30 protein-coding genes are annotated in these 26,603 nt (G+C 53.4%); 5 read left to right on the top strand and 25 right to left on the bottom strand.

All coding sequences use genetic code 11. The features are described from left to right. Positions 1 to 228 (top strand): transposase (locus BMX45_RS24085; protein WP_139212490.1); only part of this gene is annotated, 228 nt, incomplete at its 5' end. 533 nt (positions 229 to 761) lie between these two features. Here BMX45_RS24085 and BMX45_RS24080 read toward each other — a convergent pair. After that, a complete protein-coding gene (locus BMX45_RS24080; protein ID WP_009593172.1) occupies positions 762 to 944 on the bottom strand; it encodes a hypothetical protein in 183 nt (60 codons plus the stop codon). 254 nt (positions 945 to 1,198) lie between these two features. Between BMX45_RS24080 and BMX45_RS24075 the strand changes: the two genes are divergently transcribed. After that, complete coding sequence (locus tag BMX45_RS24075; protein ID WP_090912501.1) at positions 1,199 to 1,645, top strand: hypothetical protein; 447 nt, start codon at positions 1,199 to 1,201, stop codon at positions 1,643 to 1,645. Positions 1,646 to 1,884: 239 nt separating this feature from the next. Here BMX45_RS24075 and BMX45_RS24070 read toward each other — a convergent pair whose 3' ends face one another. The 21 genes from BMX45_RS24070 to BMX45_RS23975 form a co-directional block, all read right to left on the bottom strand. After that, positions 1,885 to 2,334 carry an ATPase gene (locus tag BMX45_RS24070; protein ID WP_368087180.1) on the bottom strand — a complete coding sequence of 150 codons (450 nt, stop codon included), beginning with the start codon at positions 2,332 to 2,334 and terminating at the stop codon, positions 1,885 to 1,887. Then, the gene (locus BMX45_RS31440) at positions 2,312 to 2,479 is read right to left on the bottom strand and encodes a hypothetical protein (RefSeq protein WP_175495194.1); all 168 of its coding nucleotides are present in this window, start codon (positions 2,477 to 2,479) and stop codon (positions 2,312 to 2,314) included. Before BMX45_RS31440 ends, BMX45_RS24070 begins: the two co-directional genes overlap by 23 nt. 229 nt (positions 2,480 to 2,708) lie before the next feature. After that, a complete protein-coding gene (locus BMX45_RS24065; protein ID WP_090912499.1) occupies positions 2,709 to 3,287 on the bottom strand; it encodes a YecA family protein in 579 nt (192 codons plus the stop codon). Positions 3,288 to 3,618: 331 nt separating this feature from the next. Then, a complete protein-coding gene (locus BMX45_RS24060) occupies positions 3,619 to 4,167 on the bottom strand; it encodes an SGNH/GDSL hydrolase family protein (protein WP_090912497.1) in 549 nt (182 codons plus the stop codon). Positions 4,168 to 4,280: 113 nt separating this feature from the next. Next, positions 4,281 to 5,597 carry an ABC transporter substrate-binding protein gene (locus BMX45_RS24055; RefSeq protein ID WP_090912495.1) on the bottom strand — a complete coding sequence of 439 codons (1,317 nt, stop codon included), beginning with the start codon at positions 5,595 to 5,597 and terminating at the stop codon, positions 4,281 to 4,283. Positions 5,598 to 5,902: 305 nt separating this feature from the next. Continuing rightward, the gene (locus tag BMX45_RS24050) at positions 5,903 to 6,859 is read right to left on the bottom strand and encodes a glycoside hydrolase family 113 (RefSeq protein WP_090912493.1); all 957 of its coding nucleotides are present in this window, start codon (positions 6,857 to 6,859) and stop codon (positions 5,903 to 5,905) included. A 36-nt stretch (positions 6,860 to 6,895) separates the two neighbouring features. Further along, a complete protein-coding gene (locus BMX45_RS24045; protein ID WP_090912491.1) occupies positions 6,896 to 7,726 on the bottom strand; it encodes a carbohydrate ABC transporter permease in 831 nt (276 codons plus the stop codon). After that, a complete protein-coding gene (locus tag BMX45_RS24040) occupies positions 7,723 to 8,607 on the bottom strand; it encodes a carbohydrate ABC transporter permease (RefSeq protein WP_009593160.1) in 885 nt (294 codons plus the stop codon). Before BMX45_RS24040 ends, BMX45_RS24045 begins: the two co-directional genes overlap by 4 nt. A gap of 114 nt (positions 8,608 to 8,721) precedes the next feature. Beyond that, entirely contained in the window at positions 8,722 to 10,227 is a 1,506-nt protein-coding gene (locus tag BMX45_RS24035; protein WP_090912489.1) for a response regulator, read from the bottom strand. Then, on the bottom strand, positions 10,220 to 12,118 hold the full coding sequence (locus tag BMX45_RS24030) for a cache domain-containing sensor histidine kinase (protein ID WP_254778235.1): 1,899 nt from the start codon (positions 12,116 to 12,118) through the stop codon (positions 10,220 to 10,222). The genes BMX45_RS24035 and BMX45_RS24030 overlap by 8 nt, the downstream gene beginning before the upstream one ends. Next, positions 12,099 to 13,157, bottom strand: coding sequence for a LacI family DNA-binding transcriptional regulator (locus BMX45_RS24025; RefSeq protein ID WP_090912485.1), 1,059 nt, complete (start codon positions 13,155 to 13,157; stop codon positions 12,099 to 12,101). The genes BMX45_RS24030 and BMX45_RS24025 overlap by 20 nt, the downstream gene beginning before the upstream one ends. 223 nt (positions 13,158 to 13,380) lie before the next feature. Further along, positions 13,381 to 14,517, bottom strand: coding sequence for an SGNH/GDSL hydrolase family protein (locus BMX45_RS24020; RefSeq protein ID WP_090912483.1), 1,137 nt, complete (start codon positions 14,515 to 14,517; stop codon positions 13,381 to 13,383). Between the two features lie 51 nt (positions 14,518 to 14,568). Continuing rightward, positions 14,569 to 15,984 (bottom strand): radical SAM protein, encoded by a 1,416-nt coding sequence (locus tag BMX45_RS24015; protein WP_090912481.1) that lies wholly within the window; start codon positions 15,982 to 15,984, stop codon positions 14,569 to 14,571. A gap of 17 nt (positions 15,985 to 16,001) precedes the next feature. After that, complete coding sequence (locus BMX45_RS24010) at positions 16,002 to 16,790, bottom strand: prolipoprotein diacylglyceryl transferase family protein (protein WP_090912479.1); 789 nt, start codon at positions 16,788 to 16,790, stop codon at positions 16,002 to 16,004. A 66-nt stretch (positions 16,791 to 16,856) separates the two neighbouring features. After that, positions 16,857 to 17,102: a hypothetical protein gene (locus tag BMX45_RS24005; protein ID WP_254778234.1), complete on the bottom strand. Its 246-nt coding sequence runs from the start codon at positions 17,100 to 17,102 to the stop codon at positions 16,857 to 16,859. Between the two features lie 238 nt (positions 17,103 to 17,340). Continuing rightward, positions 17,341 to 17,805, bottom strand: a complete 465-nt coding sequence (locus tag BMX45_RS24000; protein ID WP_254778232.1) for a VOC family protein — start codon at positions 17,803 to 17,805, stop codon at positions 17,341 to 17,343. Beyond that, positions 17,805 to 18,410 (bottom strand): DUF2087 domain-containing protein, encoded by a 606-nt coding sequence (locus BMX45_RS23995; RefSeq protein WP_090912475.1) that lies wholly within the window; start codon positions 18,408 to 18,410, stop codon positions 17,805 to 17,807. The genes BMX45_RS24000 and BMX45_RS23995 overlap by 1 nt, the downstream gene beginning before the upstream one ends. A gap of 234 nt (positions 18,411 to 18,644) precedes the next feature. Further along, the gene (locus tag BMX45_RS23990) at positions 18,645 to 18,833 is read right to left on the bottom strand and encodes a hypothetical protein (protein ID WP_009593181.1); all 189 of its coding nucleotides are present in this window, start codon (positions 18,831 to 18,833) and stop codon (positions 18,645 to 18,647) included. A gap of 212 nt (positions 18,834 to 19,045) precedes the next feature. Beyond that, positions 19,046 to 19,588 (bottom strand): histidine phosphatase family protein, encoded by a 543-nt coding sequence (locus BMX45_RS23985; protein WP_090912473.1) that lies wholly within the window; start codon positions 19,586 to 19,588, stop codon positions 19,046 to 19,048. Positions 19,589 to 19,603: 15 nt separating this feature from the next. Next, entirely contained in the window at positions 19,604 to 20,050 is a 447-nt protein-coding gene (locus BMX45_RS23980) for an NUDIX hydrolase (RefSeq protein ID WP_090912519.1), read from the bottom strand. Between the two features lie 44 nt (positions 20,051 to 20,094). Next, positions 20,095 to 20,526 (bottom strand): NUDIX hydrolase, encoded by a 432-nt coding sequence (locus BMX45_RS23975; RefSeq protein WP_090912471.1) that lies wholly within the window; start codon positions 20,524 to 20,526, stop codon positions 20,095 to 20,097. Positions 20,527 to 20,640: 114 nt separating this feature from the next. On the opposite strand from BMX45_RS23975, the gene BMX45_RS23970 reads away from it, so the two are divergent. Further along, the gene (locus BMX45_RS23970) at positions 20,641 to 21,948 is read left to right on the top strand and encodes an MFS transporter (RefSeq protein WP_090912469.1); all 1,308 of its coding nucleotides are present in this window, start codon (positions 20,641 to 20,643) and stop codon (positions 21,946 to 21,948) included. A gap of 42 nt (positions 21,949 to 21,990) precedes the next feature. Here the strand turns inward: BMX45_RS23970 and BMX45_RS23965 are convergent, their stop codons facing one another. After that, entirely contained in the window at positions 21,991 to 22,350 is a 360-nt protein-coding gene (locus BMX45_RS23965) for a winged helix-turn-helix transcriptional regulator (protein ID WP_090912467.1), read from the bottom strand. Between the two features lie 166 nt (positions 22,351 to 22,516). On the opposite strand from BMX45_RS23965, the gene BMX45_RS23960 reads away from it, so the two are divergent. Then, the gene (locus BMX45_RS23960; protein ID WP_090912465.1) at positions 22,517 to 22,990 is read left to right on the top strand and encodes a DUF4267 domain-containing protein; all 474 of its coding nucleotides are present in this window, start codon (positions 22,517 to 22,519) and stop codon (positions 22,988 to 22,990) included. 89 nt (positions 22,991 to 23,079) lie between these two features. Then, positions 23,080 to 23,811: a class I SAM-dependent methyltransferase gene (locus BMX45_RS23955; protein WP_090912463.1), complete on the top strand. Its 732-nt coding sequence runs from the start codon at positions 23,080 to 23,082 to the stop codon at positions 23,809 to 23,811. A gap of 181 nt (positions 23,812 to 23,992) precedes the next feature. Here BMX45_RS23955 and BMX45_RS23950 read toward each other — a convergent pair whose 3' ends face one another. Both BMX45_RS23950 and BMX45_RS23945 read right to left on the bottom strand, forming a co-directional pair. Continuing rightward, the gene (locus BMX45_RS23950) at positions 23,993 to 25,465 is read right to left on the bottom strand and encodes a DEAD/DEAH box helicase (RefSeq protein WP_090912517.1); all 1,473 of its coding nucleotides are present in this window, start codon (positions 25,463 to 25,465) and stop codon (positions 23,993 to 23,995) included. 100 nt (positions 25,466 to 25,565) lie between these two features. Then, complete coding sequence (locus tag BMX45_RS23945; protein ID WP_090912461.1) at positions 25,566 to 26,441, bottom strand: radical SAM/SPASM domain-containing protein; 876 nt, start codon at positions 26,439 to 26,441, stop codon at positions 25,566 to 25,568. Between the last annotated feature and the right edge of the window lie 162 nt (positions 26,442 to 26,603).

Raw genomic sequence — 26,603 nt, 5'->3', positions numbered from 1 at the left:
TCAACGAGTACACGAATAACGAAACGAGGCTCTAAGAGGCTCAGGCGTTCTCTATATTTGGCTGTGCAATGTGGTATGCGGAAAAACGCGAATGCAAGAATTCGTTCGTATTATGAGAAAAAAAGAAAAGAGGGCAAGCCCTACAAGGTGGTCGTGATCGCTTGCGCCAACAAGCTGTTGCATCACATTTTCGCCATCTTGCAGAAGGGGCAGCCCTACCAAGATTAAACCATATTTAACCAAAACCTCCATAGATGTGGAGGTTATTCGGGTTGGTCGGAAAAAGTATATCACGAAAAGAGAATTCATCCAAGCTGAAATGCTTGACAAACATTAGCTGGTTTTTAATTATTTTGACCTTTGAATCTGTTGGATCTGTTGGATCTGTTGGGTCTCTTGGTTCTCCCTCCGGTATGGAACTACGATAAGCAGCCGGGGACACAGCCGATCATCGGGTAAATGGAAGGCAACATAACCTCCTCCATATTCAACAATCCGTGCGGGCGCGAAGAAACAAAGAGCCTGCAGAGATACATTAAGGCATGTAGAGACATATCAAGGTCCACAGAGACACATTAAGGCCTGCAGTGACACATTAAAACCTGAGAGACACATCAAGGCATGTAGAGTCACAAAGAAGGCCGCCCCAAAACGTCGGGGCAGCCTTTTATATTTGTAATAAACGCTAAATACATAGGTTTCGTCTTCCATTGCACCACTTGTACACATGCTGTTCCGCTAACCATTCGGTTACCGACCGCTTATGACCATTTGCCTGCACGCGGGGTTTTATGCTTCTGTCGAAGCGGGAGTCCTCCGAACAGCTTGGACTTTTCACGCTTCCGTTGTTCCAGCAGTTTCTTTACCCCTCGCATCAACATGCGATACCTCATCTCATCCTCGTGGCCGAACTTGCGCATTTCGTCAAAGTACTCGTCTGTCATCCTATCCCCCTGTTGTATAAGTCTATAGAACTAGGATATAAGACCGAACTATACAATTTCTCAACAAGAATTGACCACGTTACGCCGTCGGTTCTTCCTGTTTAAGGAGGGTGAGTACCGTTATTTTATATGTACAAGGACAATGCAACCGCCTGCAGACGCACCCAATTTGTCCATCCTTTCCAAAATTGAAAATACGCTTCACCTTAGATGGACTGATATTATAAAATGAACAACAAAGGAGGGGATCGCACATGCGGGGTATATGGAAGCTGAACTGGCCGGTCTGGGCAGGCATCGCGGCGGGCATTCTTCTCGGGCTGTTCCTCAAGATCATTGAGCACATCACCTCGCTGGAGGTCTACACGCTTCTCCTGAACGTCGATTACGTGCCTCTTCTGAATGAACTGAAGCTCTCCGAACTTGTCGAGTTTGCGCTGCACCTTGTCATCTCTATCCTGCTGAGCATCGCTCTAGCCATCTTTTTGAAGCAGAAGAACTGGTCCCGCCGGCGAAGCTTGTTCTGGGTTTCATTGGCCTGTTTGGCCGTAGGACTTCTCCTATATCCGACCACCGTCTTGTCTGACCGTACCCCGGAATTATCCGACCCTGCCGCCCTTCTATTCTGGTTGGCCGGTCATCTGCTGTACGGCATCGCTTTGGGCTGGCTGCTGACGAGTTCACGTGGAGCCTCTGCCTAGTCCGGAAAGCAGTCTTTCGAAAAGGCCGGTTTATAGATTAACGCAAAATCCGCTCCACTTGAATGGAGCGGCTTGTGTGTAAAGTATTATTTTAGAATTAATTTTCCAAGGCTTTCAGCTGATTAACGATAGGTAAAACCCAATTTGGCAAATTAAATTCCCTATGCTTAATTACCCCGAATTCTACCTCCAGCACAATTTCTCCACTCAGTGCGCTATTATCTATCACAAATAGATGATCAACCAGACTCATGTATTGGAGAAGATTTTGCATAGAAGAATGATGCCGATGCATGATATCTTCGGCAGGGATGTGGTGACCCGGCTACTCGTTCGACATTTAGATTTGGATCACCAAGGCCTACATAAAACATGGTGACCTGGAAACCATTTGCCTTTGCTTCCTTCATAAGCCTAATAGCGTAACCACCCGAGAGCGTCGTTTCCATGGAGAAATCCCGTTGAAATTGAAGGCATTCTCGAGCTAATTTTATCGCCTCTTTTCCTGCAGAAACGCGAGCTGCTTCCGGTTGCCCCGGGCTCAGACGCCGAGCCAGAGCATCGGGATCAATATTTACACTTACTCCAATCCGGTCGATGATGAGATTACGAATCGTACTCTTCCCACTCCCGTTGTTTCCGGCAAAAACAAACATCGTTGTTGGTTCAACTGTCTTTTCCCGAGACATATTCCTTCTCTCCATTAGAATACTCCCTTACCAGTTTGCCAAAATCATCTTTATATACAACATAAGATTCGTTTACTTTGGCCTCAAGTCTTGCCCTTTCGCCAGTCAGCCTAATAAGTTTGGTTAATTGTTTATCCTTTTTCATAACCACAACCTCCAACTTATTGTCGTTGAATTCCATTTCTCTTTTAAATCATATCACAAACTGGTTAATCCACCATATAGGCTTAACTTGTATAAACAACTTTGGAATTTGATTGGGTCCTTCAACGCAAAATGACCGCCCCCCTTGAATGGGAGCGGTCACAGCTATGAAACCGAATGCGCAAATGCTGTACTTATGCTATGGATCTATCACTTTGGCTCTTTGGCAATTAACGTCCCAAGGACAAGTCCTTATCCTCTTCGCCAGCGGATTCCTCATCCTCGGCGAACAAGTCGTCTGCGGATGCCGCTACGCCATCCATGAAATCTTGAATCTGGCCGCTGTTGCGAGTCAGCGTGGCTACCGAAACCTCGTGTTTCTTCGCGATATCAGACTTCGTTGTTGGAATGTTAAGCGATGAAGTGACTATATATTCGATCGCACTTGCATATCCACCCTGTTTGCGGTACTTCGGATTGGCTTCTCTGGAGAAGCTGTTCCAGACCATCAGGAGGCTGAACACTTGAAACAACTGCTGCTCATCCTGCAGTTCGTAATCCCGGCAGATCTGAGGAAACACAGACTCTGCAAGCTCGCGATGCTCATCGGCGATCCAATCCATCCACCCCAGCTTGTCGTTGATCATCTGTCGCAACTGATCGACCTGTAGCTTAGGCTCTGCTGCTTTCGCACCAGGGAACTGGATGACTTTACCGTATACCGTGCGTTCATCTCTTTCAAGACAACATCTTTTGTACTTTTTCCCGCTTCCGCAGTGACATAGATCGTTTCTTCCTAGCTTTTTCATTTCCTAGCTCCTATTTGAATGATTTCTTCTATTATACATGGAAAATATGAAAATGCGCACCTCAAGCCTGTAGACCCTTAAGGTGTGCCTGCCTTCCGCGTCGTTACACTCTCTTACAGGGGGGCTTCCGATAAGAAGGTGCCGAGGCAAGCCAGATAGCAAAAAAGCACGGGTTCCCTCTATGAAAGCCGCGCCCTTTCATATTATTCTATAATATCGTCATAACGCAAGTAGGATGTAACAAATTTGTTAGAACCTATAATAGACTTGTGCCATTTTTGGTAAAGATTCCATAGATATAGGTCTTTGCGCTTATTGGTCAGCTAATAAGTCACAGATAGCCTTCCAGCATTTCTGCCACCGAGTCGGCGCACGCCCGGTATCCTGCCTCGTTCAGGTGAAGCCGGTCGTCCGATAAGTAACCCGCAAGATCCCGTTTCACCCGGGCGTTCAGGTCGTGGATCGCAATGCCGAGCGGCATGAGCGCCTCGATGGCTGCCTCATTGTAGGCATCGATCTCTTCATTGCTTCTGCCCTCCGATTCCGGATGCACCGGCGTCGTCGTGGCAAATACGATCCGTGCTCCCGTTCGCCGCAGCTCATGGGCAATGCGCTTCAGATGGGCTGCATATTCGCCGAGCGGCGTCAGTGCTTCAACCCTCGGAGCCTCGCGGTGCACATCCCACAATCCATTGTTCCAGTGGACGATATCCGGGATCCCCAGCTCGCTGATCCAGAGGTTGACGCCCCACAGCGTATAGAAAGAGAACCGCCCGTTCTCTCCCGGTGCCACGACTTCTGCCCGGTCACCCAGCCGTTCTCTCACATAAGGCTCGTATCCCTCCCGGATGGAATCGCCCAGCAGTAAAACTCTTTTCATATGTCCGTCTCTCCTTCCATGCATCTATGCCTTGCAATGAAAAAGCCTTACCCTCATCACCCCAGGGTAAGGCCGCTCGAGCTCATGATGACGAACCCATTATTTTCTCCGAATTAATAGCCCAGTGCGGTTTTGGCTTCCTTCCACTTCGCATTCAGCTTGTCAAATGCAGCCTGCAGATCGTCGGCCACGATATATTCCTGGACGTAATCGCCGGTACCGATGCCAATTTGCGCCTTATTCGCGATCTCGTTAAACTTCGGATCGGTCGCTTCGCTCTCGATCAGCGTCGGATTAAACGATTGGAATTCGGCGAGCTGCGAGATGGAGGACTCCGCCGATTTGATGATCGGCATGAAGCCGGAATCTTCCACGTATCCGGATTCCTTCACGAAGAAATCGACCCACGCGGTAGCAAGCTCTTTGTTCTTGCTGTCTTTGCTGACGGCGATGAAGTAATCCGAACCGAGCGGCGCGTTGTACTTGCCGCTATTATCGTACGGGAGCGGGAAGAAGCCGATGTCCTCCGAAGCTGCGCCGGCGCCGATTACCTGCGGAATCACCCAATTGCCCAGGAAGTACATCGCGGCTTTGCCGGAAGCCATTTCGCCTTTCGAAATCTCCCAGTTGTTTGTGTACAAGTCTTTCTCTACCCATTCCTTTTGCACGAAGGTGCGTCCGATATTCGCAAGGATGCCCCAAGCATTATCCACCTGGAACGGCGCTTCCTCGGCGACCTGCTTCGAGGCGAACTGCGGATCCCCGTTCACGTACCATGCAGAGTTATCCGCCCAGTTGCCCATCGTCCATTGGGCTCCGAAGTTCATGTACAGCGGAATGATGTCCGCCGCTTTCAGCTTCTCTGCGGCTGCGTACAGCTCATCCAGCGTGGTAGGCACTTTGTCGACGCCTGCAGCCTGGAACGCTTTCTTGTTGTATACAATGCCTTGCGTATTGACGCCGGTGGAGATTCCATAGCGTTTCCCTTCGAAGAGGGTATTGTCCGCAAAATAAACGTCCTCGAACATCGAATCCGGCAATGGCTCAAAATACTTGCCGTACTCCGAGGTGGCAAGGCCTGTCGGAATCATCAGCACGTCGCCGGCCTCGCCCGTGGTCAGACGGACCTGAATGTCCGTCGCATAGTTGGTCAATCCTTCGAATTCAATCTCCGCCTTCGGATATTTCGCTTTGAAGGCTTCCACGTATTTGTCCAGCGTGCCGTCGTTCACCAGGTCGGTGCGGTGCGTCAGCACCTTCAGCTTGCCGCCCAGCTCCGCTTCGCCGGACGCCTCGGTCGGCTCGCTGCCGGCATTGCCGCTCGGCGGTGCCTCGGTGCCTGCGTTATTCGTTTTATTTCCTCCGCAGGCGGCCAAAATGGATGATACGGTAAAGAGCAGAAGCAATGCCATCGTAAATCTTTTTTTCATTTCGTCTTCCCCCTGTACGTTGAATGTACTTGCGTTTCTTCGCATCTTCATGAAGCGCTTACTGATATCGCTTACATTTCAAATGATAATCGCTAACACGTTCAAAACAAATGAATTGTTTTTGTTTTTATTGTCATAAATTATGCTAACATATCATTTCTTGTTAGGCGCGAAACAACCTGCTTCTCGGCAGCCGACAGGAAAAATCGCACCGTACGTCCTAACAAACGTGCGGTGCGATGTTACCCCTATGTTTATGTGCGGCTACCTTGAACACCGAGCCGGTACGCCCGTCCGACCCTGCATTAAACCCGGATGCCGGCCGCATAAAATGTCTTCACCGTCTCCTCGGCCAACTTGCCGTACATGCAATAATCATCGTTCAGGGACGCTTCCTCCACGCCATACAGCCGCGCCGGCCAATCCCATAGCATGTACCCCTGCATCCACTCCCGCTTGGCGCAAGCAGCGAACATCGCTTCATAATACTGCCGCTGCTCCTCCTCCGACGGGCCGCCGGGCAGCGACCAATCGTTCGGGCGGGCCGCGGAGCCCTCGCGGCTCGGACAGCCGGCTTCCATGAAGAAGAACGGCTTGTTCCATCGGCGGACCGTGCCTTCGATCCGATCCAATTGCTCCTCCCACTGGTCGATCGGATAATAGCCGCTGGAGGAGATGATATCTACCTCATCCCACCAGCCCACGCGCTCCTCCTGATATTTGTCGCAATTATACGTCACCAGCCCGCCGTAGACGTTTCGTACATCCGCAATCAGGGCCCGCCACTCCGCATCCCGCTTATCGGCCTGCACCATCTCGCAGCCCACGCACAGCATCTCGCATCGCTCTTCCTCCGCGATTTCGGCATAATAGCGAATGAACTCCCCATAGGAGCGGAACCATTCCGCCCAGCTCGGCTCACCTGGAACCTCTTCGTCGAAGAAGTTAATATGGGCCCGCCACGTTCCGTTCGCGACGTTCACGACCGGCTTCAAGCACACCTTGAGGCCCAGGCTCTTCGCCTTGCGGATAGCCCATCGCACCTCATCGTCCGTCACCGTCGGTTCTTCCCGGAACGGGATTTCCGTCGACTGCGGCGTTGCCTGCACGGCCGACAGCGCGATGGCCACCCAATTCACGTCCATGTCCGCCATGCGTTCCATGGAGAATTCCGCCTCGGGTCCCGTCCAGGAGCCCCGTACGCCGGTCCACCCCCAGGTCATGCCGCATACTTTTTCCGTCCACTTGTTTGTCGAGTTCATATATCGAGTCTCCTCTACTTCATCGTCTCGTGTTCGTTATTTGACCGCTCCGTTCGTAACCCCCGCAAAAATGTACCGCTGCATGAACAAGAACAACACGACCGTCGGAATGAAAATAATGAGAATGCCTGCCGAAATCACGTTCAGCTGCGCCGCGTTCGGACCGATGAAGGAATAAATCGCGGTGGATACCACCTTCAGGTCTTGGCTCGGCATATACAGGTACGGCGTGTAAAAATCGTTGTAAATCGAAATGCTTTTCAGAATGACCAGGGTCGCCGTAGCCGGCGCAAGCAGCGGGAAGATGATGGAACGGTAGATTTTGAACAGGGACGCCCCTTCCAGCATGGCGCTCTCATCCAGATCCCGCGGGATGCTGTTCACGAATTGCAGATAGATGACGATCTGGAGCACGTCGGCTCCCAAGTACAGCAGAATCGGCGCAAGCATCGTGTTGTAGGCCCCCAGGCTCTGGATGACGCTGAAGGTAGCCACCTGCGTCGTGACCATCGGAATGACCTGAGCGACCAGGTACATGCCCATGATCGCTTTTTTCATCTTGAATTCGAACCGTCCGACCGCATAAGCGACCATGGTACCGAACAGAATGTTGCCGACCACCGAAATGACCAATACGATCAGGATATTGCGAAATCCGAGCCCCAAATCCCCGATGTCGATCACCCGCTTGAAGTTCTCGAAGTTAAAGAAATTGTCAGGCAAGCTGAGGCCGGATTGATAATACTCCACCTGGGTCTTGAACGCCCCCACGAAGATCGAGTAAATCGGGAAGAACACCACGAACAAAGCGACAATCAACGTGAAATAATTGAAAATCCTAAAGCCGATCGAGCCTTCCCTTCTCATGATTGCTTCTCCTCCCTGAACAGCAGCTTCCGCTGGATGACGATGAACAGCAGCACGATGATCAGCAGCACGACCGCCATCGCCGAGGCCAGTCCGAAGTTCTGATACTTGAATGCCGTATCCACCGTCTTGATGACGAAGGTCGACGTATCGTTCGCCCCGAGCAGCATCACAAACGGAATATCGAACGCTTCGAGCGCGCCCGTCAAGGTGAGGATCAGCATCAGCTCCAGTACGCCTCGGATGCTGGGCAAGGTGATGTAACGGAACTTCTGCCAGCCCGATGCCCCGTCGATGGAGGCCGCCTCATACAGGTCGCCCGGTATCGACTGCAGCGCCCCGATAAAGATGACCATGTTCAGCCCCATGTACTTCCACATCGAGATGAAGGCCAGCGCAAAATTCACGATCCCTTTATCGCCCAGCCAGCTCTGCTGCCAGGATTCGAGTCCCAGCGCGCCAAGCAGCGTATTCAGCGAGCCGTATTCCATGTGATACACGTTCTTGAACATGATGACCGTAGCCACGCTGTGCAGCACGTACGGCAGGAACAAGGCGACCCGGAAGCCGTTTCTCCCCTTCAGCTTGCCCGTCAGAATAACGGCAAAATAGAGGGCAAAGACGACCTGGATGAGACCCCCGATCAGATAATACAGATTGTTCTTGAGTGAGCTGAACACTTCGGGCTTCGTAAAAATCTCGACGTAATTGTCAAAGCCGATAAAGTTCATATCCCAGCCGAGACCCGACCAGTCCGTCAAGCTGTAATACAGCAGCGAGAGCGCCGGATAATAAGAGAAGGTCAGCGACAGGAGCACGGGAATGGCAAGGAAACCGAACAGAATAAGATAGCGCTGCGTTTTATAACTGAAATTGAACACGTTCCCTTCCTCGCTTTCTGGATGAAATGGTACCGTTTTCAATCATTATAAAAGACAGCGCCCCGAAAAATAATAGACTTTGTTTGCTTTTATTGTCCTCAGTTTAGATAACAGTCACCTAACAAAATCGCGGTACTCCTTTGGCGTTTTTCCGGTCATTTTTTTGAACACTTTATTGAAATAAGCCGGGTCCGGGTAGCCCACGCGTTCGCCGACCATATACGTCTTGAGCCCGTGATCCTCCTTCAGCAGCCGCTTGGCATGCTCGATCCGCACGGCGATGCAATAGTCCGTAATCGTCTCGCCCGTTTCGGTCTTGAACAGCTTGCTCAAGTAGCTCGGAGTCAAATAGACCAGGTCGGCGAGATGCTGAAGCTCCAGCTCCCCGGTGTAATGCTGCTGAATATAGGCCTTGATCGTCTCGACAGCCCGATGCTCGCTCTTCCCTTGGTCCAGAAGCCCGGCGGCAACCTCCACAGTGCGCTTGAGCCGGCCCGCGAACGAACGCCAATTTTCGCTGTCCCCCGGCTCCATATTCCAATCTGCATCCCCAGCGCCAATGCCGCGCTGCTTCATCTCTTCCGCCACATGCGACTCCAGGGTCAGGCAAGCTTCCCTCAATTCGGCCCAGCCGGGCCGCAGGGAAGCCGTCTCTTCCAGCCAGGTGCCCATCGCCGCCGGCAAGCGTGCATACTCGCCGGCACGCAGCGCCGGAAGCAGCTGTTTATCCAAGGAACGGACAAGCCGGTAGCGCTCTTCCCGGTAAACCGCCGCTATGCCTTCGCCTCCGCAGTTGCGCCGTTCATCGCTGTACCAAGCCTGCTCCAGGACGCTCGCGGCTTCCCTATAGGCTTGCGGGAGCCAGCGGCTCCCGCTGAATACGCCGCTGATGCCCAGCTTCGCCGAAGTGCCCGCGGGAAGCTGCTGCAGCAGCATGGCCGCCCATTCTCTCGCCATATCCGCATGGCCGGACTCGGCGATGGACGCCAAGATCGCCTGCCGTCCTCCTTCGCACCCGATGATTCTCCGCTCCGTCCCCCAGACCGATGTCCACGCAAGCAGCCTCTCTTCCGCGATCTCCGGGAACGTGCGAAGCAGGAGCACCGCGTAATGTCCGTGGAACAGCGCCTGCTGATCCAGCCGGTCGCAGACCTCTTCGAACAGATGCTCCGGCATGGTTCGCTGATCCGTGCCTAACAGGAAACTGACCAGATCGTCCGACTCCAGCTTGCGCTCGTTCTGCTCGCCCTTCACCAGCCCGTCGACGTTCTCCAGCATGCGGAGCAGCTCCTTCATGTTGACCGGCTTAAGCAAATATTCCAGCGCTCCCTGCCGCATGGCGGTGCGGGCATATTCGAAATCGTTGTAACCGCTGAGCACGGCGAATTTGGTGCGGCAGGCCATCTGCTTGATATTCGCCATCAGCTGGAGCCCGTTCATTTGCGGCATTTTGATATCGGTAATGACCAGGTCGGGCTGGAGCTCATGCCATTGATCCAGCAGCTCCTGGCCGCTTGCAAACGTCCCCACGACCCGATATTGCTCGCCTGCGTCCCGTATCAGCTTGCCAAGCCCCAACCTGATCCGTTCTTCATCGTCCACCACGGCGATGTTAAGCATTTGCAAGTCCTCCTGTTCTCGGTTCTTCTATATGTTCCGCGGGAAAGGTAATCCGAACGGCAGTTCCTCGCCCTTCCTCGCTGTCTACGCTAAGGCCATAGGGTCTTCCGTATCGGAGCTGCAGCCGCTCGTGCACGTTTCGCAGCCCGACTCCCCGGCCGTCCGTTCCTTGGGGCTGCGTCTGATCCAGCATGCTGCGCAGCCTCGCAAGCGCTTCTGCCGACATCCCCAGCCCGTCATCCGTAACGGTAAACACATGATTCATGCCATCCATGGCATAGGTAATGGCCAGATGCAGCACGGTTTTGTTCTCGTCGAAGCCGTGATTGACGGCGTTCTCGATGATCGGCTGAAACAGCAGCTTCATTACCCGAATGGAATCAGCCCCCGGATCATCCGGCAGCGTCAGCACGAACCGCTCGCCGTACCGGTAATTCAGCAGCTCGATGTAGGCTTTGACATGCTCCCACTCGCGCTTCACCTCCACGACCTCGCTGCCGGCATGAATGCTGTAGCGCAGCTGCTGTCCCAGCAGCTGCACCATATCTCCCACCTCCTGATCGTTGTGAAGGACGGCCGTCATCCGGATCGTTTCCAGCGTATTGTAAATAAAATGCGGATTGATCTGGTGCTGAAGACGCTCCAGCTCCGCCTCCTTCTTGCGCTTCTCGATCGCGTAAATATCGTCGATGAGCTGTTTGATGCGTGCCATCATCCGGTTGAACGAGACCCCGATCAGCGAGGCTTCGTCCCGCCTTCGGACCGGGAACACCACATCCAGCTTGCCGGTCTGCACCTGCTTCATCAGATGGACGATGGACCGCAGCGGCCTTGTCAGCGCATAGATCAGAATCAATGAAATGATGAGGGCAAAGCTGGTAACGCCGACAGCCGCCGTGATCGTAATCTTCCGGGTCTTCAGCGCATCCTGCATCAGCTGCCGCTCCGGCACCGTAATCAGGATCAGCCAGCCGGTCTGCTCGGATTTCCGGTAAACGACAAGCTGCTCCTCCCCGTCGACCTGATGGCGAAAGCTTCCTTCGTTGCCGGTGGCCTGGGCAAGTGCCGCATTGTCCGTCATGCTGCGGGACAAGTATTTCTTCTCGCTGTCATAAATCACGGTCCCGTTGTCATCCAGGATGAAGGTGGTGCCGTGCGTCGTCTCCTCCAGGTCGGTGACGATGTTCTCGATCACGCCGATGTTGGCATCCACCACAATGGTGCCGATGGAATGGTACGATTTATCGATGATGTCGCGGACGACCGTGAACATGTACTGCTTGCTGCCGGCGGACACGGCGATCTCCTGCGTGCTGACCAGCACGGGCCGGCCGCCGGCCTCCGTCGCCAGCTTGCGCCAGTTGTCATAGTACTGCTGCAGATTCGAACGGTTGCCGCCGCTTTTGACCACGTAATAGGGGTTGCCGAAAAGGTCGAACAGGTACACATTGCTTGTGCCTTCTTTGATGTTGTTCATGAAATAGATGCTCCGCTCGACCTTGCGCGTAATCTGGAGTTTCAGCTCGCTCTCGTTCAGGCTTGCCGATTCCTTCGGCTGCCCTTCCGCCTGGTAATGCCGATTTGACATCTCGAGCCCGGACTGAATTTCATTTAGGTACGAAGGAATGATCGAAATTTTCATCATATCGGTCACGTAATCATCCAGCTTGCCCATCATTTTGCTCGACAGCTGGGACACGTAGGCGACCGTATTGTTCTCGATGGTGGCCGTATAACGCTCTGCCGCAAAATACGTGATGAGTCCGATCGGCAGGATAATCAGAAACAGAAAGACCACAAACAGCTTGCGGTCCAAGCGTCCGGCCGGCCGCTCCTTCCATAGACGGGTAATGTAGCCGCGCAGGTTCACGTCAGTCGACCTTCTTGGCATAAGCGGTGGATTCGCGGAGGATGAAGTCGCCGGCCAGCAGTATTTTTTCCAGCGGGCTGTCCGGCTGCTCCACCCGTCTCGCCAGCATCTCCACCGCCCTGCGTCCGAACGCCTCCTTGTTGACGTGGATGGTGCTCAGTGACGGAGCCGCATAAGCGGCATCCTCAATATTGTCAAAGCCGGTAACCGAGCAGTCTGCCGGCACCTTGGCGCCCAGCTTGCCGAGCACCGTCATGATACAGATGGCAATGGAGTCGTTCGCGCACACAAAGGCGGTTGGCAGTTCCTCCATCCGGCTTAGTATCGTCTCGAGCGACTCCGTCATCTCGGAGCGGTTATCTCCTTCGAAGCTGAGGAGCTCCTCGTTCTGATCCAGCGGGATCCCCTGCTCGCCGAGGACGGAACGATAGCCTTGATAACGATCGGCGAAGCTGCGCGAGAACCGGACGTTCCCCACGAACTGAAGCCTTCGATGCCCGCACCCGATCAAATAATTGGTCACCCGTCTCATGCACTCCACATTGTTCATGAACAGGGCATCCGACGGAATCAGCGGATCCTCATGATCGATCAAAACGAAGGGAATATCCAGGCTGCGGATTTCGAGCAGCAGCTGCGAGGAGATGAATCCGACGCCGATGATGCCTCTTACCCCGCTCGGATTAATCAAATTCGCGAAGCTGTCCTTGAATTGATCGGTCACGATGACCATCCCCGTGTCCCTTGCCTCCAGCTCATTCGTGATGCCGTCGATAATCCGCCCCCAATACAGGGAATCCCGCGTTTGGTAGCGGACATTCGGCACAAGCACGATGACGGTCTCCTTAGCGGCTTGGCTGCCGTCGGGGTTGGCTTCGTTCTTCTTGCCTCCTGCCTTCGGCGACTTGTTGGCAAAATAACCGAGCTGGGTCGCGACGTTCACGATTTTCTCCCGGGTCTCGAGACTGACGCCGGATTTTCCTGAAAGCGCTTTAGAAACAGCGAACTTCGAAAGGCCGAGATGATCGGCAATTTGCTGCATCGTGACTTTTCCTGCCATAACCTGTACACATCCTTTAAGGTAATCGATAAGTTATTAGTTAATTGTTATCATAACATCTCATTTATTAGGTAAACAATTAAAACTTTTGAAAGCAGATATAGCGCAGATAAAAAGCCCGTTTCAACCAGAAACGGGCTCTCTCACGATTGTAGCTTATGAATGTTTCATTACGCGTTTCGTTACGCTGTTTGCACGCTAAGTGTCTACCCTGTTAACGGTTCTATCGCCTTGCTGCTGCAGCCATATCGCCGATCACTTGTCTTAGCACAGGCTCTAGCCGGTCCGCCATCAGCTTGAAGCCGAGGTCCGTCGGATGAACCCCGTCAACGGTCGTTTCCCCGGGATCGTCGCCTAACCAATCCGATCCATCCACAAACGTTAGGTTAGGGTCTCCGGCCTCTGTCAGCTCCCGAATGAGCTCCATCTGAAACTTTTTCCGTTCAAGCCGTCCTTCGCGAAACTCCGGCATGAACGACTCGGCTCCATGAGGGATGCGGGATACCAGGATGATGGGAACCTCGGGATGGAACTTCCGGTAGATCTCGATATACCGCGGCAAGGTCTGCCGATAAGCTTCGGTCCCTCCGCAATTCGCCTCATAATCAATCACCAGACAGGCCGGCTCCGAGATTTGGGCGGCCAGTTCGGCAAGCTCCGGCTCTCCCTTGCCGTTCCCCGAGAAGCCCAGGTTGATAAACTCCAGATGGAGCCTGCGGCTTAAGATATTCGTGTACGACATGCCGGGCCGCGACGCGCATCCGCCTTGCGTGATGGAGGTTCCGTATATCACCACTCTCGCGCTGGAATCATAGGGGTCCGGCGCGAGGACCTCGGCTCCCGGCTCCGTTCCGATCCAAATCTCCTCAACGCCCTGGTATAAAGGCATGTTGAGCAGGAACGAGCGTGCTTTGCGGTCCTCGACAGTGAAAAGGCTGCTCTCATACTCTGCCTGACCTGGCTGGAAACGGGCGGTTCCTGCATGTTTCCACTCGCCCGGGCCGCCGATATACGCATCCACTCCGCACTCCCCGGTGGAGGGCATATGGTACATGCCGGATCCTGCCGTCAACCGCACGCGGACGGATACGTTCCGCGAATCCGTTCGGAAGCGGATTTGACCGCCCGATGTGCAGTTCGCAAGCGTATCCACCTCCGGTCGGACGGGGACCTCAGGTACGGCGGGCAGCCTGCGATAGATGCGTTCGGTGTCGAACCAGGCAAAGCCGGATACTCGGAATGGCTCTTCCAATGGGGATAACCATATTAGTTCGTCCGCCTTGGCGTTATCGATCTTCATGTTCTGATCTAACTGAAACGGAGACACCTTCTCAGGTTCAGGGCTATTGTTCTGCACCATGTATCGCCTCCCTATGTAAGCTCGAATTGAAGTACATTGCCTTAGAACGGCTTATCTGTCCCACGCGGTGGCAACCTCTTCCTTCAGTTCCTTCAGCAGCTCTTCCTTGTCATCCCGGTAAAACATGTTATAGGTGTCGAACGGGATCATCCGCCCGTCGGGATGCATGATATGCACGCAGGATTTCTTGACGGACCGGACATCGAAGTTATGGGCATCCAGGAACTGCATGATAATGACCCGGAAGACGTTGTCGTACGTAATCTGCTCCGGCACGGCGGCCAGCGGCAGGCAGCAGAGCAGGCTCTTCAGGGAAAGCGCCGAGGATTGCGGCGAGTGGCCCGTCGACAGCAGCTCAAACATTTTGCCCCGGATAACCGGGTCCTGTTCGAATACAATCGTGTTGCTGTCGCCTTCAAGCAGGATTTCCGGGTCGATCATCCGCGTCAGCGGCAGCACTTCCCCGCCCAGCTTCAACGCATAACCCATGGCGAGGCAATCCGGGTGGCAGGGCACCGGCAGAATGTCCGCATCCGTAAACACCTCGGACTGGTCGATGATCATCCGCCGGACTTCGCTTACGGTCAGGCGATCGGTTGCCGGATCATACCCCTCCAGCCGTCCCGCCGCCTGAATCGGCTGAATGGTGACGCCGCGCACCGCCTTTTGCTGAAGCCCGTACTGAATGATGTCGCCGATTTCGCCGTCATTGAGCCCTTTCTTCAGCGTGACGACCAGCGTTGTGGAGATGTTGAATTCATTCAGGTGCTCGATGGCCTGCCGGCGGATGCGCCGCAGGTCCGCCCCTCTCAGCTCCTTCAGCACATGTTCCTCAAAGCTGTCGAACTGCAGGTAAATCTCGAAGCCGGGCATATACTCGGCCAGCCTCCGCGCAAAATCGCGGTCCTGAGCGATGCGGATGCCGTTCGTGTTCACCATGATATGCTTGATGGGACGGCTTTTGCACATATCCAAAATGTCGAAGAAATCCGGGTGCGTCGTCGGCTCGCCGCCGCTGATCTGCACGATGTCGGGCTCCCCCTCGTTCTCCACGATCCGGTCGAGCATGAATTCGATCTGTGCCAGCGACCGGTAGGAGGTGCGGTGCGGCGACGATTCGGCGAAGCAGATCGGGCACTGCAGATTGCAGTGATCCGTAATCTCCAGCAGCGTGAGGCAGCTGTGCTGCTCATGGTCCGGACACAGTCCGCAGTCGTAAGGGCAGCCGTAACGGATCGGCGTATTCCAGACGAGCGGCATTTCGGACGGCTTGATGAACTTTCGCGTCTGATGGTAATACTCGGCCTCGGTTGCGATCAGCACTTTTTCCGGACCGTGCACGAGGCATCTTTTGAGCATATACACCATGCCGTTCTCCTCGATGATCTTGGCTTCCACTTTGCGATAACAGGTCGTGCATATGCTGTTCGTCAGTTCATGATACAGATAAGGCCGGTTTTTTGGCATAATCAAAACTCCTTTGGTCAGCTTGGAAGACGGGAATCCGGCGTGAAGCGGCGAACCCGGTTTCTGCCGCCGATCAGCCATGCGTAATAGATGAGGCCCGCGATGCAGGCCAGCTGGATATTGTTCAATCCCAGGTAAGGATGCGGCGTCGGCTTGATCCATTCGATCGCCAGGCGGAACAGCAGATACCCGGCCATGAACCATTGGAACATCCGCCCGGACACATAGCCCTCGCGAGTCGATCTGCCGCGGCTTTGGCGGTACAGCGGCACCAACAGCAGGGCCAGCACGATCAGGAAGAGGATCTCATACAGCTGAGTCGGGTGGCGATAGATTCCGTCGCCGAAATCCACGCCCGTGAACCAGGTTGTCGGCGTGCCATAGGTGTGGTCGTCGAGGCCGGTCAGAAAACAGCCGATTCTCCCAAGACCCAGGCCCAGCATCAGCGGGTACACAAAATCATCGCCCGTGGAATGCTTCCAGCCTACCCAGCGTTTTGTCAGCTCAACGCCGATCAATCCGCCGAGAAGACCGCCGACAATCGTCTTGCCACCCCAGAGGAGATGGAATTGGCGCAGCTGTTCCCAAGTGGCCGCCGGATCCTCAAACCAGTACAGCAGCTTGGCCCCGATGGCAGCCCCGGCGATGATGCCCGCCAGCAGCTGCAGGCTCATCAGCTTTGTCATGCCGCTCGGCCGGCGGGTCCATAAATACACCCGAAATCCGATAAAGTAGGCCAGCGATTCAAATAACACATGCGGATGAATCCGCCAGGAGCCCAGGTACAAATAAACAGGAAATTCCATCCGCCCACTCCTTGAATGAAAACTTGAGTTGAAAATAAGACCTTGTTCGAGTTCGAAACGCGTTCTTTAATAGGAAAACAGGATCGTTCCGCAAATCGCGAGCAGCAGCAGCGTAAGCCCGCCCAAGATGGCTAGTATGGAGACGATCACGGTCACCCATATGTTCCTGGATCGTCCGGGCATGCCGGGAGCGGGGGGCATTTCGCCGCAGCGGTAGCGGCAGCGGCCCGTCTCCGGAATATGGCATTCGTCGCACACCGGCTTCCCGCAGCGCGTGCACTGGGCGACGGCTGCCCTTTCGGAATGGTTCATGCAGCGGTAAAATTCCATCGAATCACCTCATTTGGCATTTAACCCTTATATTGCCTATTGTAAACGCTAACGGAGAATTAGACCACCACCTGCAACCGACAGATGGTCCTGGAGTGAATATTCATTAGACGTCATAAGATGCCGCCGTTTCCAATCGGAATCGCGGAAATAAAAAAAGGCAAGCCCTCTGACTCATTAAAAGCCAGCGCTTGCCTTTCCATTCTTGTGGTTCGATGGGTCAGCTCGTGGGTCCATCCTGCCAAACATTAAACTTGTTGCCGTCGGGATCCTTGAATTTGAACTGCAATCCGCAGGAACCGTGATCTACCAGCGGCTCGACCTGTGCTCCATTTTCCCGCAGCCGCTTATGCAGCTCCGTAATATTCTCGACCTCGAAGGTTAACGAGAACATCTCATAATTCTCCCCTTCCCATTGGTTGGTTATGAAGTTGGCTGTTCGGTTATCCAGTGTTTCCAGCAGGAATAACCACTGTCCGTCCCCTAAGATCAAGATGGCGCCTGTATCGTCGCATTTTCTCACCGTAAGGCCAAATAGCTCCGAGTACCATTTTACCGCTAGCGGAAGATTCCTTACCGGGAGATAATTGCAATGAACCTTCTTTAGCAACGGCTTGTTCAAGGATTGGAGCTTGGGTGCTTCGTTTAATGGGTTGTCTATCGTCATTCGATTCACCTCTTTCATCAGGACAGATCCTCCCACCTTGCCCACATCTCCTGCGGATTCAGCTCGTACACCCCGTTGTCCCGGAACATGAAGTGATGCATGATAAACTCCCTGCGGATCGTTGCAAAGTCCTCGTGATACTCTTTGATAAACTCGTTCATTTCCTTCTCGCTGTACTTCCGCCCCTTCTCCAACCGGGATACCATATGCGTAAGCACGATAAGTTTCTTCTTCAGCTGGGCAGGGATGCTTTTCAGTTTCCCGTCGGAAGTGAAGAAGTTCTTGATTACGGAATCCCTCGTCCGCCGTGCCTCTTCCTGCAAGTGTTCCGGACCGCCCTCGGACCGGACTCTTTGGTAAATCAGATTCTCCGTCGCTGTCGCACTGTTCTTAATAAAATAATCGTTCAGCGAAAAAAAGATCGTGTTCTTGTCCCTGCGTTCGTTGATGAGGCTCGCTTCCCGCAGCTTTGCCGCGTGGTGCGTAATCGTAGCCGGCGTGACGCCGATCTTCTCGGCCAGAAGCTGGCCGTTCATTTCGCCTTCCGCAAGCAGGATGAGCATCTTGATTCGGGTCGGGTCTGCGAGCGCCTTGTGATAACTGACCACCTTATCCAATTGCATGGTTATCGACTCAACTCCTTATATAAATTTAACATTCATCTAATTTATGATTTGTTAAATCAGATATTAAACCATCCGGATTACAAAGTAAACCTCTCTTGAAGAATGAAGGCTCTGGCACCATAAAAAACCCGCCCTTCTTCATGAAGGAACGGGTTTTTCGGATGTTGCGGCTCCACGTACGGAACACGGTTGCTCTGTTGCTGTCGACCTAGATATCAGCTAAGCCGCTTCTTACACTACCGCTGCGTCCACTCTGGACTGATCGGCATTCTGGCATCTTTTGCATACCTTCAGCGCCGTGCCGTCCGATTTGTTGGCGACGTAGAGAAGTTTGATGCGCGACGTGCTGCATACCGGGCATGTGCCGCGGCCGCGCGATGGCATGTTCCATAGTGCGCGGCCCCGTTTTGTTTTGGCCATCTTCATATCCCCTTTATTTCATAATCTCGAATGTTGTTGCGAACCCATGCACGCCGCTTGCCTCCGCCGCGATTATTCTTTGTTATACGAAGCTCAGTCCTTAGGATGGACAAGCCGGATATCCGTGCAACTCCATTATAGGGGACGGGCCGTCGCCAAATATAGGGAATAAATGCTTATGAAGTCTTTTTTACATACGCCTTCTTTCGTGGCTATGAATTCCATACCCGCTGGATCTCCGGTACATCTGAACGGAAGCTGAGCTTATACACGTCGGGATTGGAGAAAGCCTCCCACTCGTTGAAGCCGATCTGATTATCGTAATACTTCAGCAGAAGCGAGATCAGATTGCCATGGGATACGATAACGGCATTTCGGCTTGAACTCCGGAGGACCTCATGAACTACGCTTACCGCACGATGCATGGCTGTACGACTCGACTCTCCACCTTCAAGGCACAAGTCCAGATCCTCATAGGTTCTGCGCAGCATCTCCCGCCATTCAGGAGCATTTCGACCCGACAGTATTCGCTCGGTCAACCTCGCATCCAACACAACGGCCACGCCTATGCGATCAGCCAAAGGTGTAATGGTGTCGTGAGCTCTGCGATAAGAACTTGAAACAATACGGTCAATCCCTTTGTCGTGCAGAAATTCAGCAAGTTCAAGCGATTGCTGAAGCCCCTGCTCGGTTAACGGAGCATCCGCTGCTTGTCCCTCCGCTTGGCAATGGCGTACGATGTATATTTTTTTCATAGGATCGGCACCTCCCTATAATCCAATATTGCGCTTGAGCCCTTGATAGCTTCCTGACTCCGGAAATCCGCGCTGAACGATCGTCATAAACTTCTCGGAAAACCCGTGGTTTGCTAAATCTGCGATCGGGACCATGACCACATCGCCGATAGGATTGAGATCGAACTCATTCGTCGGGAGGCGGATTTCCCCCTCCAAGCGTTCCAGCAAGAACGTAATATGCAAGAGGGATGGCGATGAATCCGGCTTATCGCATAAATACAGAAGCTTCGTCACTTTTGTAATAAGTCCGGTCTCCTCTTCCATTTCCCGAATCATGGCTTCCTCCAGCGTTTCCCCTTGCTCTACCCTTCCTCCGGGAAGCGACCAGCCGCGTTCTGACGAAACGCTCTGTTTGACCAGCAGAATCCGTTCTTCTTCGATCAAAATCCCGGTGACTCGAACCTGCAATAGGCTGCTCATACCCTTCCCCCGTTTCTTAGGACTTTTCTTTTCGAAAACCATGCTTATTTGAGCTTCCTTCGCGCCTCCTCCGCCCGCCGCACGCTTTCCATCGTCCACGGCGGCGTCTGGGGATGATCCCTAATTTCCGACAGCGTCATCCACTGCACCGAATCGACCTCGTCCGGGCTTTTGCAATACGGCGTTCCTCCATCATACTCGCACAAGAACACCATATTGATGACAGGACGTCCATCGCCCGTGACAAATGAAGAGCTGTAGACATACGTAATTCTTTCCTTCACCTCGACCCCAACTTCTTCGTAAAGCTCCCGCTTTACCGTGCGCTCCAGAATATCCAGCGTGCTGCCTTCCTTGTCGACTTTGCCTCCCACGAACGAAAGCGTTCCGCCGGCGTTCTCTTCCTTCAAGCTGCGCGTTATCATCAGCCACTGCCCGTCCTTATGCACGGCTCCTTCCACGTTGACGATAAACATGTCCTCCCTCCTCCAACAGCCTATTTTCCGCTTGATACGATCTTACCATTGACTCTCCCCTTACAGAAGACCTCACAATAGGCTCTACATTGATTCTGTAAGGAGGAATATACTATGCCAAGCTCCATCCGTTTGCTCCGCAACGGCTTCGTCCGAGCGATCCTGATATCGAATGTGTGCTCCCAGCTCGGAATATGGATCCGGAACTTTGCCGTTCTGCTCTTTGTCATGGATAGGACAGGCGGAGATGCCTTTGCCGTCTCCATGATTTCCGTCGCTGAATATGGACCGATTTTTCTGTTCTCATTCATGGGGGGCGTATTTGCCGACCGTTGGCGTCCCAAGGCAACCATCGTCTGGTGCGAGATGCTCAGTGCCTGCTCCGTCTTTATCGTGTTTCTGATGCTGGAATCCGGCTCTTGGGAGGCCGTATTCTTCGCGGCCTTATGCTCTTCCATCCTGTCGCAGTTCGCCCAGCCTTCCGGCATGAAGCTGTTTAAAATCCATGTGCGGGACGAGGATGCCTCGATCGGAATGTCCCTACTGCAAACCCTGTTTTCGATCTTCATGATGCTCGGTCCGGTGCTGGGCACATGGGTGTATCAGCAGTGGGGGGCTCAGATTGCCCTCTTGTTAACGAGCGTCTTCTTCCTGTTATCTGCCTTCGCGATGCTATTTGTGCCTAAAGACCGGGAAGCAACCACCCATCCAACAGCGGCAGCTCGCTCCATTATGCGCGATATGGCCGATGGCATTCGTTATGTCCTATTCAAAAGAGAATTGCTGCTGCTTAGCCTCTGCTTCATGGTTGTCGGTCTTGGCGTCGGACTGATTTCACCGCTCGGCGTGTTCCTGGTCACCGAACGTCTCGGCTTGTCCGCCCAGCATTTGCAGTGGATCACCATCCCTTACGGATTAGGCGAAATTCTGGGTGGAATCGTCACGTTTATGCTCGCATCCCGAATTGCCCCCGGGCGGCTGCTTATGATGGGGTTGATCGTGAACGGCGCAGGCATTCTCATGCTAGGTCTGTCGACGGTCCTCTGGCTGACCATGCTCTCGCAATTCATCATCGCGCTCCTGCAGCCGGCGATTTTTATCGGAAACCACGCCTTGGTCATGCAGCAAACGGAACAAGCCTACATCGGACGGGTCACCGGCATCCGTACGCCGCTGATGACAGGAGCGATGCTGATCACGATGGGGTGCTCGGGTGTCTTGAAAAACGAGCTCTCCTTAACCCTCGTTTATGAATGGGCGGGCGTATGTTTTTTACTTGGCTTCTTGATGATTCTTCCGCTCCTTCGCCATGGGAATCACCCCATGCCTGAACGTAGTGAATCATTAATACAGTGGCACCTCAATCCTCATCTTCTTCTTCCTCCTCAGGCTTTAAGATCCTTCCCGATTTCGCGGAAATAACCATTCCAAACCGCCTATTGTCGGATGCCAGAAATAAATCCTTTATTTCATTTTTGCATCACAGAAACTTCCTGCGGCTATTCGATTGTGAATCGTCCCCCAGTTGCACATCGATTCCAGCACGGGCAGCAGCGTGATTCCATATTCGCTCAGAGCATATTCGACTTTTGGCGGAACCGAGGGGTGTATGGTCCGAACGACGAGCCCGTCACTCTCCAATTCGCGCAGATGCTGGGCCAGCATCTTCTGCGTTACCTCGGGTATGTCCTTTTCCAAATCGCTGAAGCGTTTGGTGGATTCCATCAGATGCCATAGGATCAGAGGCTTCCACTTCCCGCCTAGTACATGCATGACCGTTTCAATGGGACATTCGCTAACGAAAGCCCTAGCAGATGTTTTCATACAGCCCTCCTCTATGGCTTACTTTAAAGTAAGCTCCTTACTCGAAAGTGCGTTCTTATCAAGATTCTATGGCGCATGTTAGTCTAAAGTCAATGCAAACCGGAGCATGACAGGATACGTTATACCGCAGCTTGGAAGCTATCGAAAATAATAGGAGGGCTATGTTATGAATTCATATGGTTCCAGCAACTCTTGGACATCGCAGAATTGGGGTCCGCGTTCTTATTCCTACTGGTTGGTCGCTTCACTTTCGCTGTTTATGCTGTTTCTAGGAACCAATACGTTTATTCAGCCGGAGGCTGCCATTCAAGGCTTTGGTTTGACTCTTTTCCACCCATCGGATACAGCCATCATCTACATCAAGGCCAATCGCGATTTATATATCGGTCTGATCATTGGGGCACTATTGTTATTGCGCATGCGCAGAGTGCTCATCGTCCTGTCCATCCTCAGCATCGAGATGCCTATTATAGATGCCATATTAGTTCTGCGTAGTGACGGGGCAGCTCCGGCCAGCGCGTGGATTCATATCGGCACTGTGGGTTATATCCTCGTGGTGACATGGATCCTGTTCCGTGAGGAACGATCCGCTCAACGAACGCAAAAGAACTCGGCAAATATCAATACCATGATGAAGTAATATTTTTTCCGGCTTATTCGTTCATATGGCGTCTGCGATGTGGTACAGTACATCAAGATGAATTAGGCTGTTATCCGAAGGAGGCGTCTATGAGCTATCACGGATCCGATTTTTACGACAACGACAAGAATTTCGAGAAATACATGGAACGGCGGCAGTGGCAGGAGAATGCCAACGATACGTTGGAGAAGCCCGTCATCCGGCAGCTGCTGGGGGATATCGCGGGCCTTCATGTATTGGACCTGGGGTGCGGGGATGCCGGCTTCGGCGTGGAACTGCTTCAAGAGGGGTGTGCCTCCTATACCGGAATCGAGGGCTCCCGCAACATGGTGGAGGCCGCTTCGAGCAACCTGGCCGATTACAAGAACGGAACCGTTCAACACATGAGGATGGAAGATTACGCGTATTCGCGCGACACCTATGATGTAGTGCTCTCCAGGCTTGCCCTTCACTATCTGCAGGATATCGGGGGTATCTTTCGAAGCGTTCACCAGACCTTGAAGCCAGGCGGAAGGTTCGTCTTCTCGGTCGAGCATCCCGTCATTACCTCCACGCTGCAGCCGTCCGGCACCAGAACGAATTGGGTGGTGGACAACTACTTCATCCAAGGCTACCGGGAGCAGCAATGGCTCGGCGGCACCGTTCATAAGTACCATCGAACCGTCGAGGATTACTTCCGGGCGATGCAGGAAGCCGGCTTTATCGTGGAGCGCTTGAGAGAGTCCCATCCTATGCGAGAGTATTTTGTCAACGAGGAAACCTATGAGCGCAGGCGCAGAATTCCGTTGTTTCTGTTTCTTGCGGGAAGAAAGAGCGAGTAGCTCACTAGCGGCATCAAGAAAAAAAGCACCCTTCCACTTCACAAGTGAAAAAGGGTGCTTTTTATGTTTAATGGGTTCGTCGGAAACGGCTGCATAATTCATGCGCATGGTGCGTGGTTTAGGGCATGCATGAATGGCTGTTGACCATGGTAAGAAGTCATCCCCCAATCGCCGCTTCCACTTATGAAGGTCTGCCGGCTCTGCTTCCCTTGTTGAATCCGCCGGACTTGCGTTTCCGGGCCTGGCCGTTGTTAGGTTTCGAAGCTGCTTCCGAGCTCAGCTTGCGTGCCATCTCTGAATATGGATTCGTGACGGCTTCCGTCATGGGCTTACGCGCCGAGTTCGTCTTGGATTGGCGGGGTGCACCCGTCTTCGGGTTGCGTGCCGCGTCGGCCTTTGGTTTGCGGGTCGCATCCGCCTTCGGTTTAGCAGGTCTCGATGCAGCTGACTTGCTTTTGCCGGGCTTGGACGAGCCGGATTTTGGCGTTGGGTCCACCTTGGCGGCTCTTAACGCCCCGGACATCGGGAAGTCATGGTCCTTCACTTCCGGAATGGACTTTCCGATTAGCTTCTCGATATCCCGAAGAAAAGGAACCTCGTCCACTTCGCAGAACGATATCGCCGTCCCGCTCAGTCCCGCGCGCCCCGTGCGCCCAATCCGGTGCACATACGTTTCCGGAATGTTCGGGAGGTTGAAGTTAATGACATGCGACAGCTCGTCGATGTCGATCCCCCGCGCGGCAATATCCGTTGCCACCAGGACGCGGGTCGCCCCGCTTTTGAAATTGTTGAGCGCCGTCTGGCGGCTGGTTTGCGATTTGTCGCCGTGAATGGCCTGAGCCGTAATATTCACCTTGTTCAGACCGCGCGCAACCCGGTCAGCTCCCCGCTTCGTACGGGTAAAGACCAATGCCGACACGATAGACGGGTCCTTCATCAGCTCATTCAATTGCTGCTGCTTATTCCCGGTTTCCAGCAGGTACACCGATTGCTCGATCCGTTCGGCCGTAGAGGAGACCGGCGTGATCTCGACTTTTACGGGATTGTGCAGCAAGGTTTGGACAAGCTGGGTGATTTCCGCAGGCATCGTGGCCGAGAAGAACAGCGTTTGTTTTTTGCTCGGCATTTTGGCGATGATTCGCTTCACGTCATGGATGAAGCCCATATCAAGCATCCGGTCAGCCTCATCCAGCACCAAAATCTCCACATGCTGCAAATCGACGTGCTTCTGATTCATGAGGTCCAGGAGCCTGCCTGGGGTCGCAATCAGGATGTCCGCTCCCTGCTGAAGCGCGCGTTCCTGCGTCTTCTGCGAAACGCCGCCAACAATGGCCGTCGAACGCAGCTTGGTGAACTGGCTGTAAGCTTTGACGTTATCCGAAATTTGCAGGGCAAGCTCCCGCGTCGGCGACAACACCAATGCGCGAATGCGGCGCCCCATGCCCGGTTTAGGGGGTTGCTGATTCAACAGCTGGATCATCGGCACCGAAAAAGCGGCGGTCTTCCCCGTTCCGGTCTGGGCACAGCCCAGTAAATCTCTGCCGGCCAGCACAGCCGGGATCGCCTGAGCCTGAATCGGCGTCGGCGCTTTGTAATTCTCCTTGGCCAAAGCCTTGAGAATGACAGGGGATATATTTAAATCTTCAAATGTCATGGGATCTCCTTTATGGTGAATATCTATATTGACGTCATAACATATAACGATACCACAGATCGGCATAAAAAAAGAAGCGGAATTTTCCTCCGCCTCCGTTTTAAGCCCCAAACCGCTGCCGATATCCGCATTTTCTGCATAATTCCTCAACCGCTTCCCGGCGCGAAAATCCGTCCAGGAGGTTGTTTGCCCGCTCCCCATCCACGATGTCCGAGAAGGACTTCTGATGAAGGTTGCCCAAGTTAATGACCCCTTCCCCGTCCAGACAGCAAGGCACGACCGTCCCGTCTACAAGAATGGCCGCCTGACTGCGCAGCGCGTGGCAGAAGCCCTTGCCGTCATCCTCCGGGGCCGACAGGCTCGGCCACTGGAACTCATAATCCTGGTTCAGGTAGACGCGTTCGGCTACCCTTACGCCACCGCCGGGTTCAACCTTTTCCTCGATGCGGTAGTCCAGATTGAATTCCTGCTCCAACATTTCAAGCGTCTGGCGGTTTCGGTTCTTCTCCAGGTTCGTCTGGTTGTCCTGCGTTAGGTTCCACAGACGGAACGAGAAGATGACCTTATGTTCCTCCGCATCCCGCACAAAAGAGAGGATGTCCCGCAAATATCCTTCACGGTCCGTGGAGCCGACATGTCCGTCAAAGCTGTGGAGCGAGAAGTTCATCTGTCTCAACGCCGGCTTGCCCAGCAGCTTATGCCGGTTCTTCGCGATCAACGTGCCGTTGGTCGTGATGTTGACCTTGAACCCCTTCTCATGGCTGATATCCAGCAGCTCGTCGATCTTCGGATGAAGCAGCGGCTCTCCCTTCACATGCAGATAAATGTAACTCGTATGCGGCTTGATCTCATCCAATCTTCTCGCAAAGTCCTCCACTTTAATGAAATTGGCTTTACGCTCCGTCGGCGGGCAGAACGTGCAGGCCAAATTACAAATGCTCGTGATTTCTATGTAAACTTTCTTAAACGTCTTCAAGATGTTATCCCCAATCCCATGTCTATGATCGTATGACGATTTGCCAGCTTGCTCGCTTGCCAATCCTTCACATCGTACCATAGGCTGGCATTTACAGCTACAGCTATAAATGCGATCTGATGCCATTCTATATAAAGTGAAAGAAGAGGGAGAACCCTCTTC

The sequence above is a fragment of the Paenibacillus sp. cl141a genome (genome assembly GCF_900109305.1).
Taxonomy (GTDB): domain Bacteria; phylum Bacillota; class Bacilli; order Paenibacillales; family Paenibacillaceae; genus Paenibacillus_AQ; species Paenibacillus_AQ lautus_A.
The sequence above is the reverse complement of the archived record's forward strand: the minus strand, read 5'-3'. Positions and strand labels throughout refer to the sequence as shown.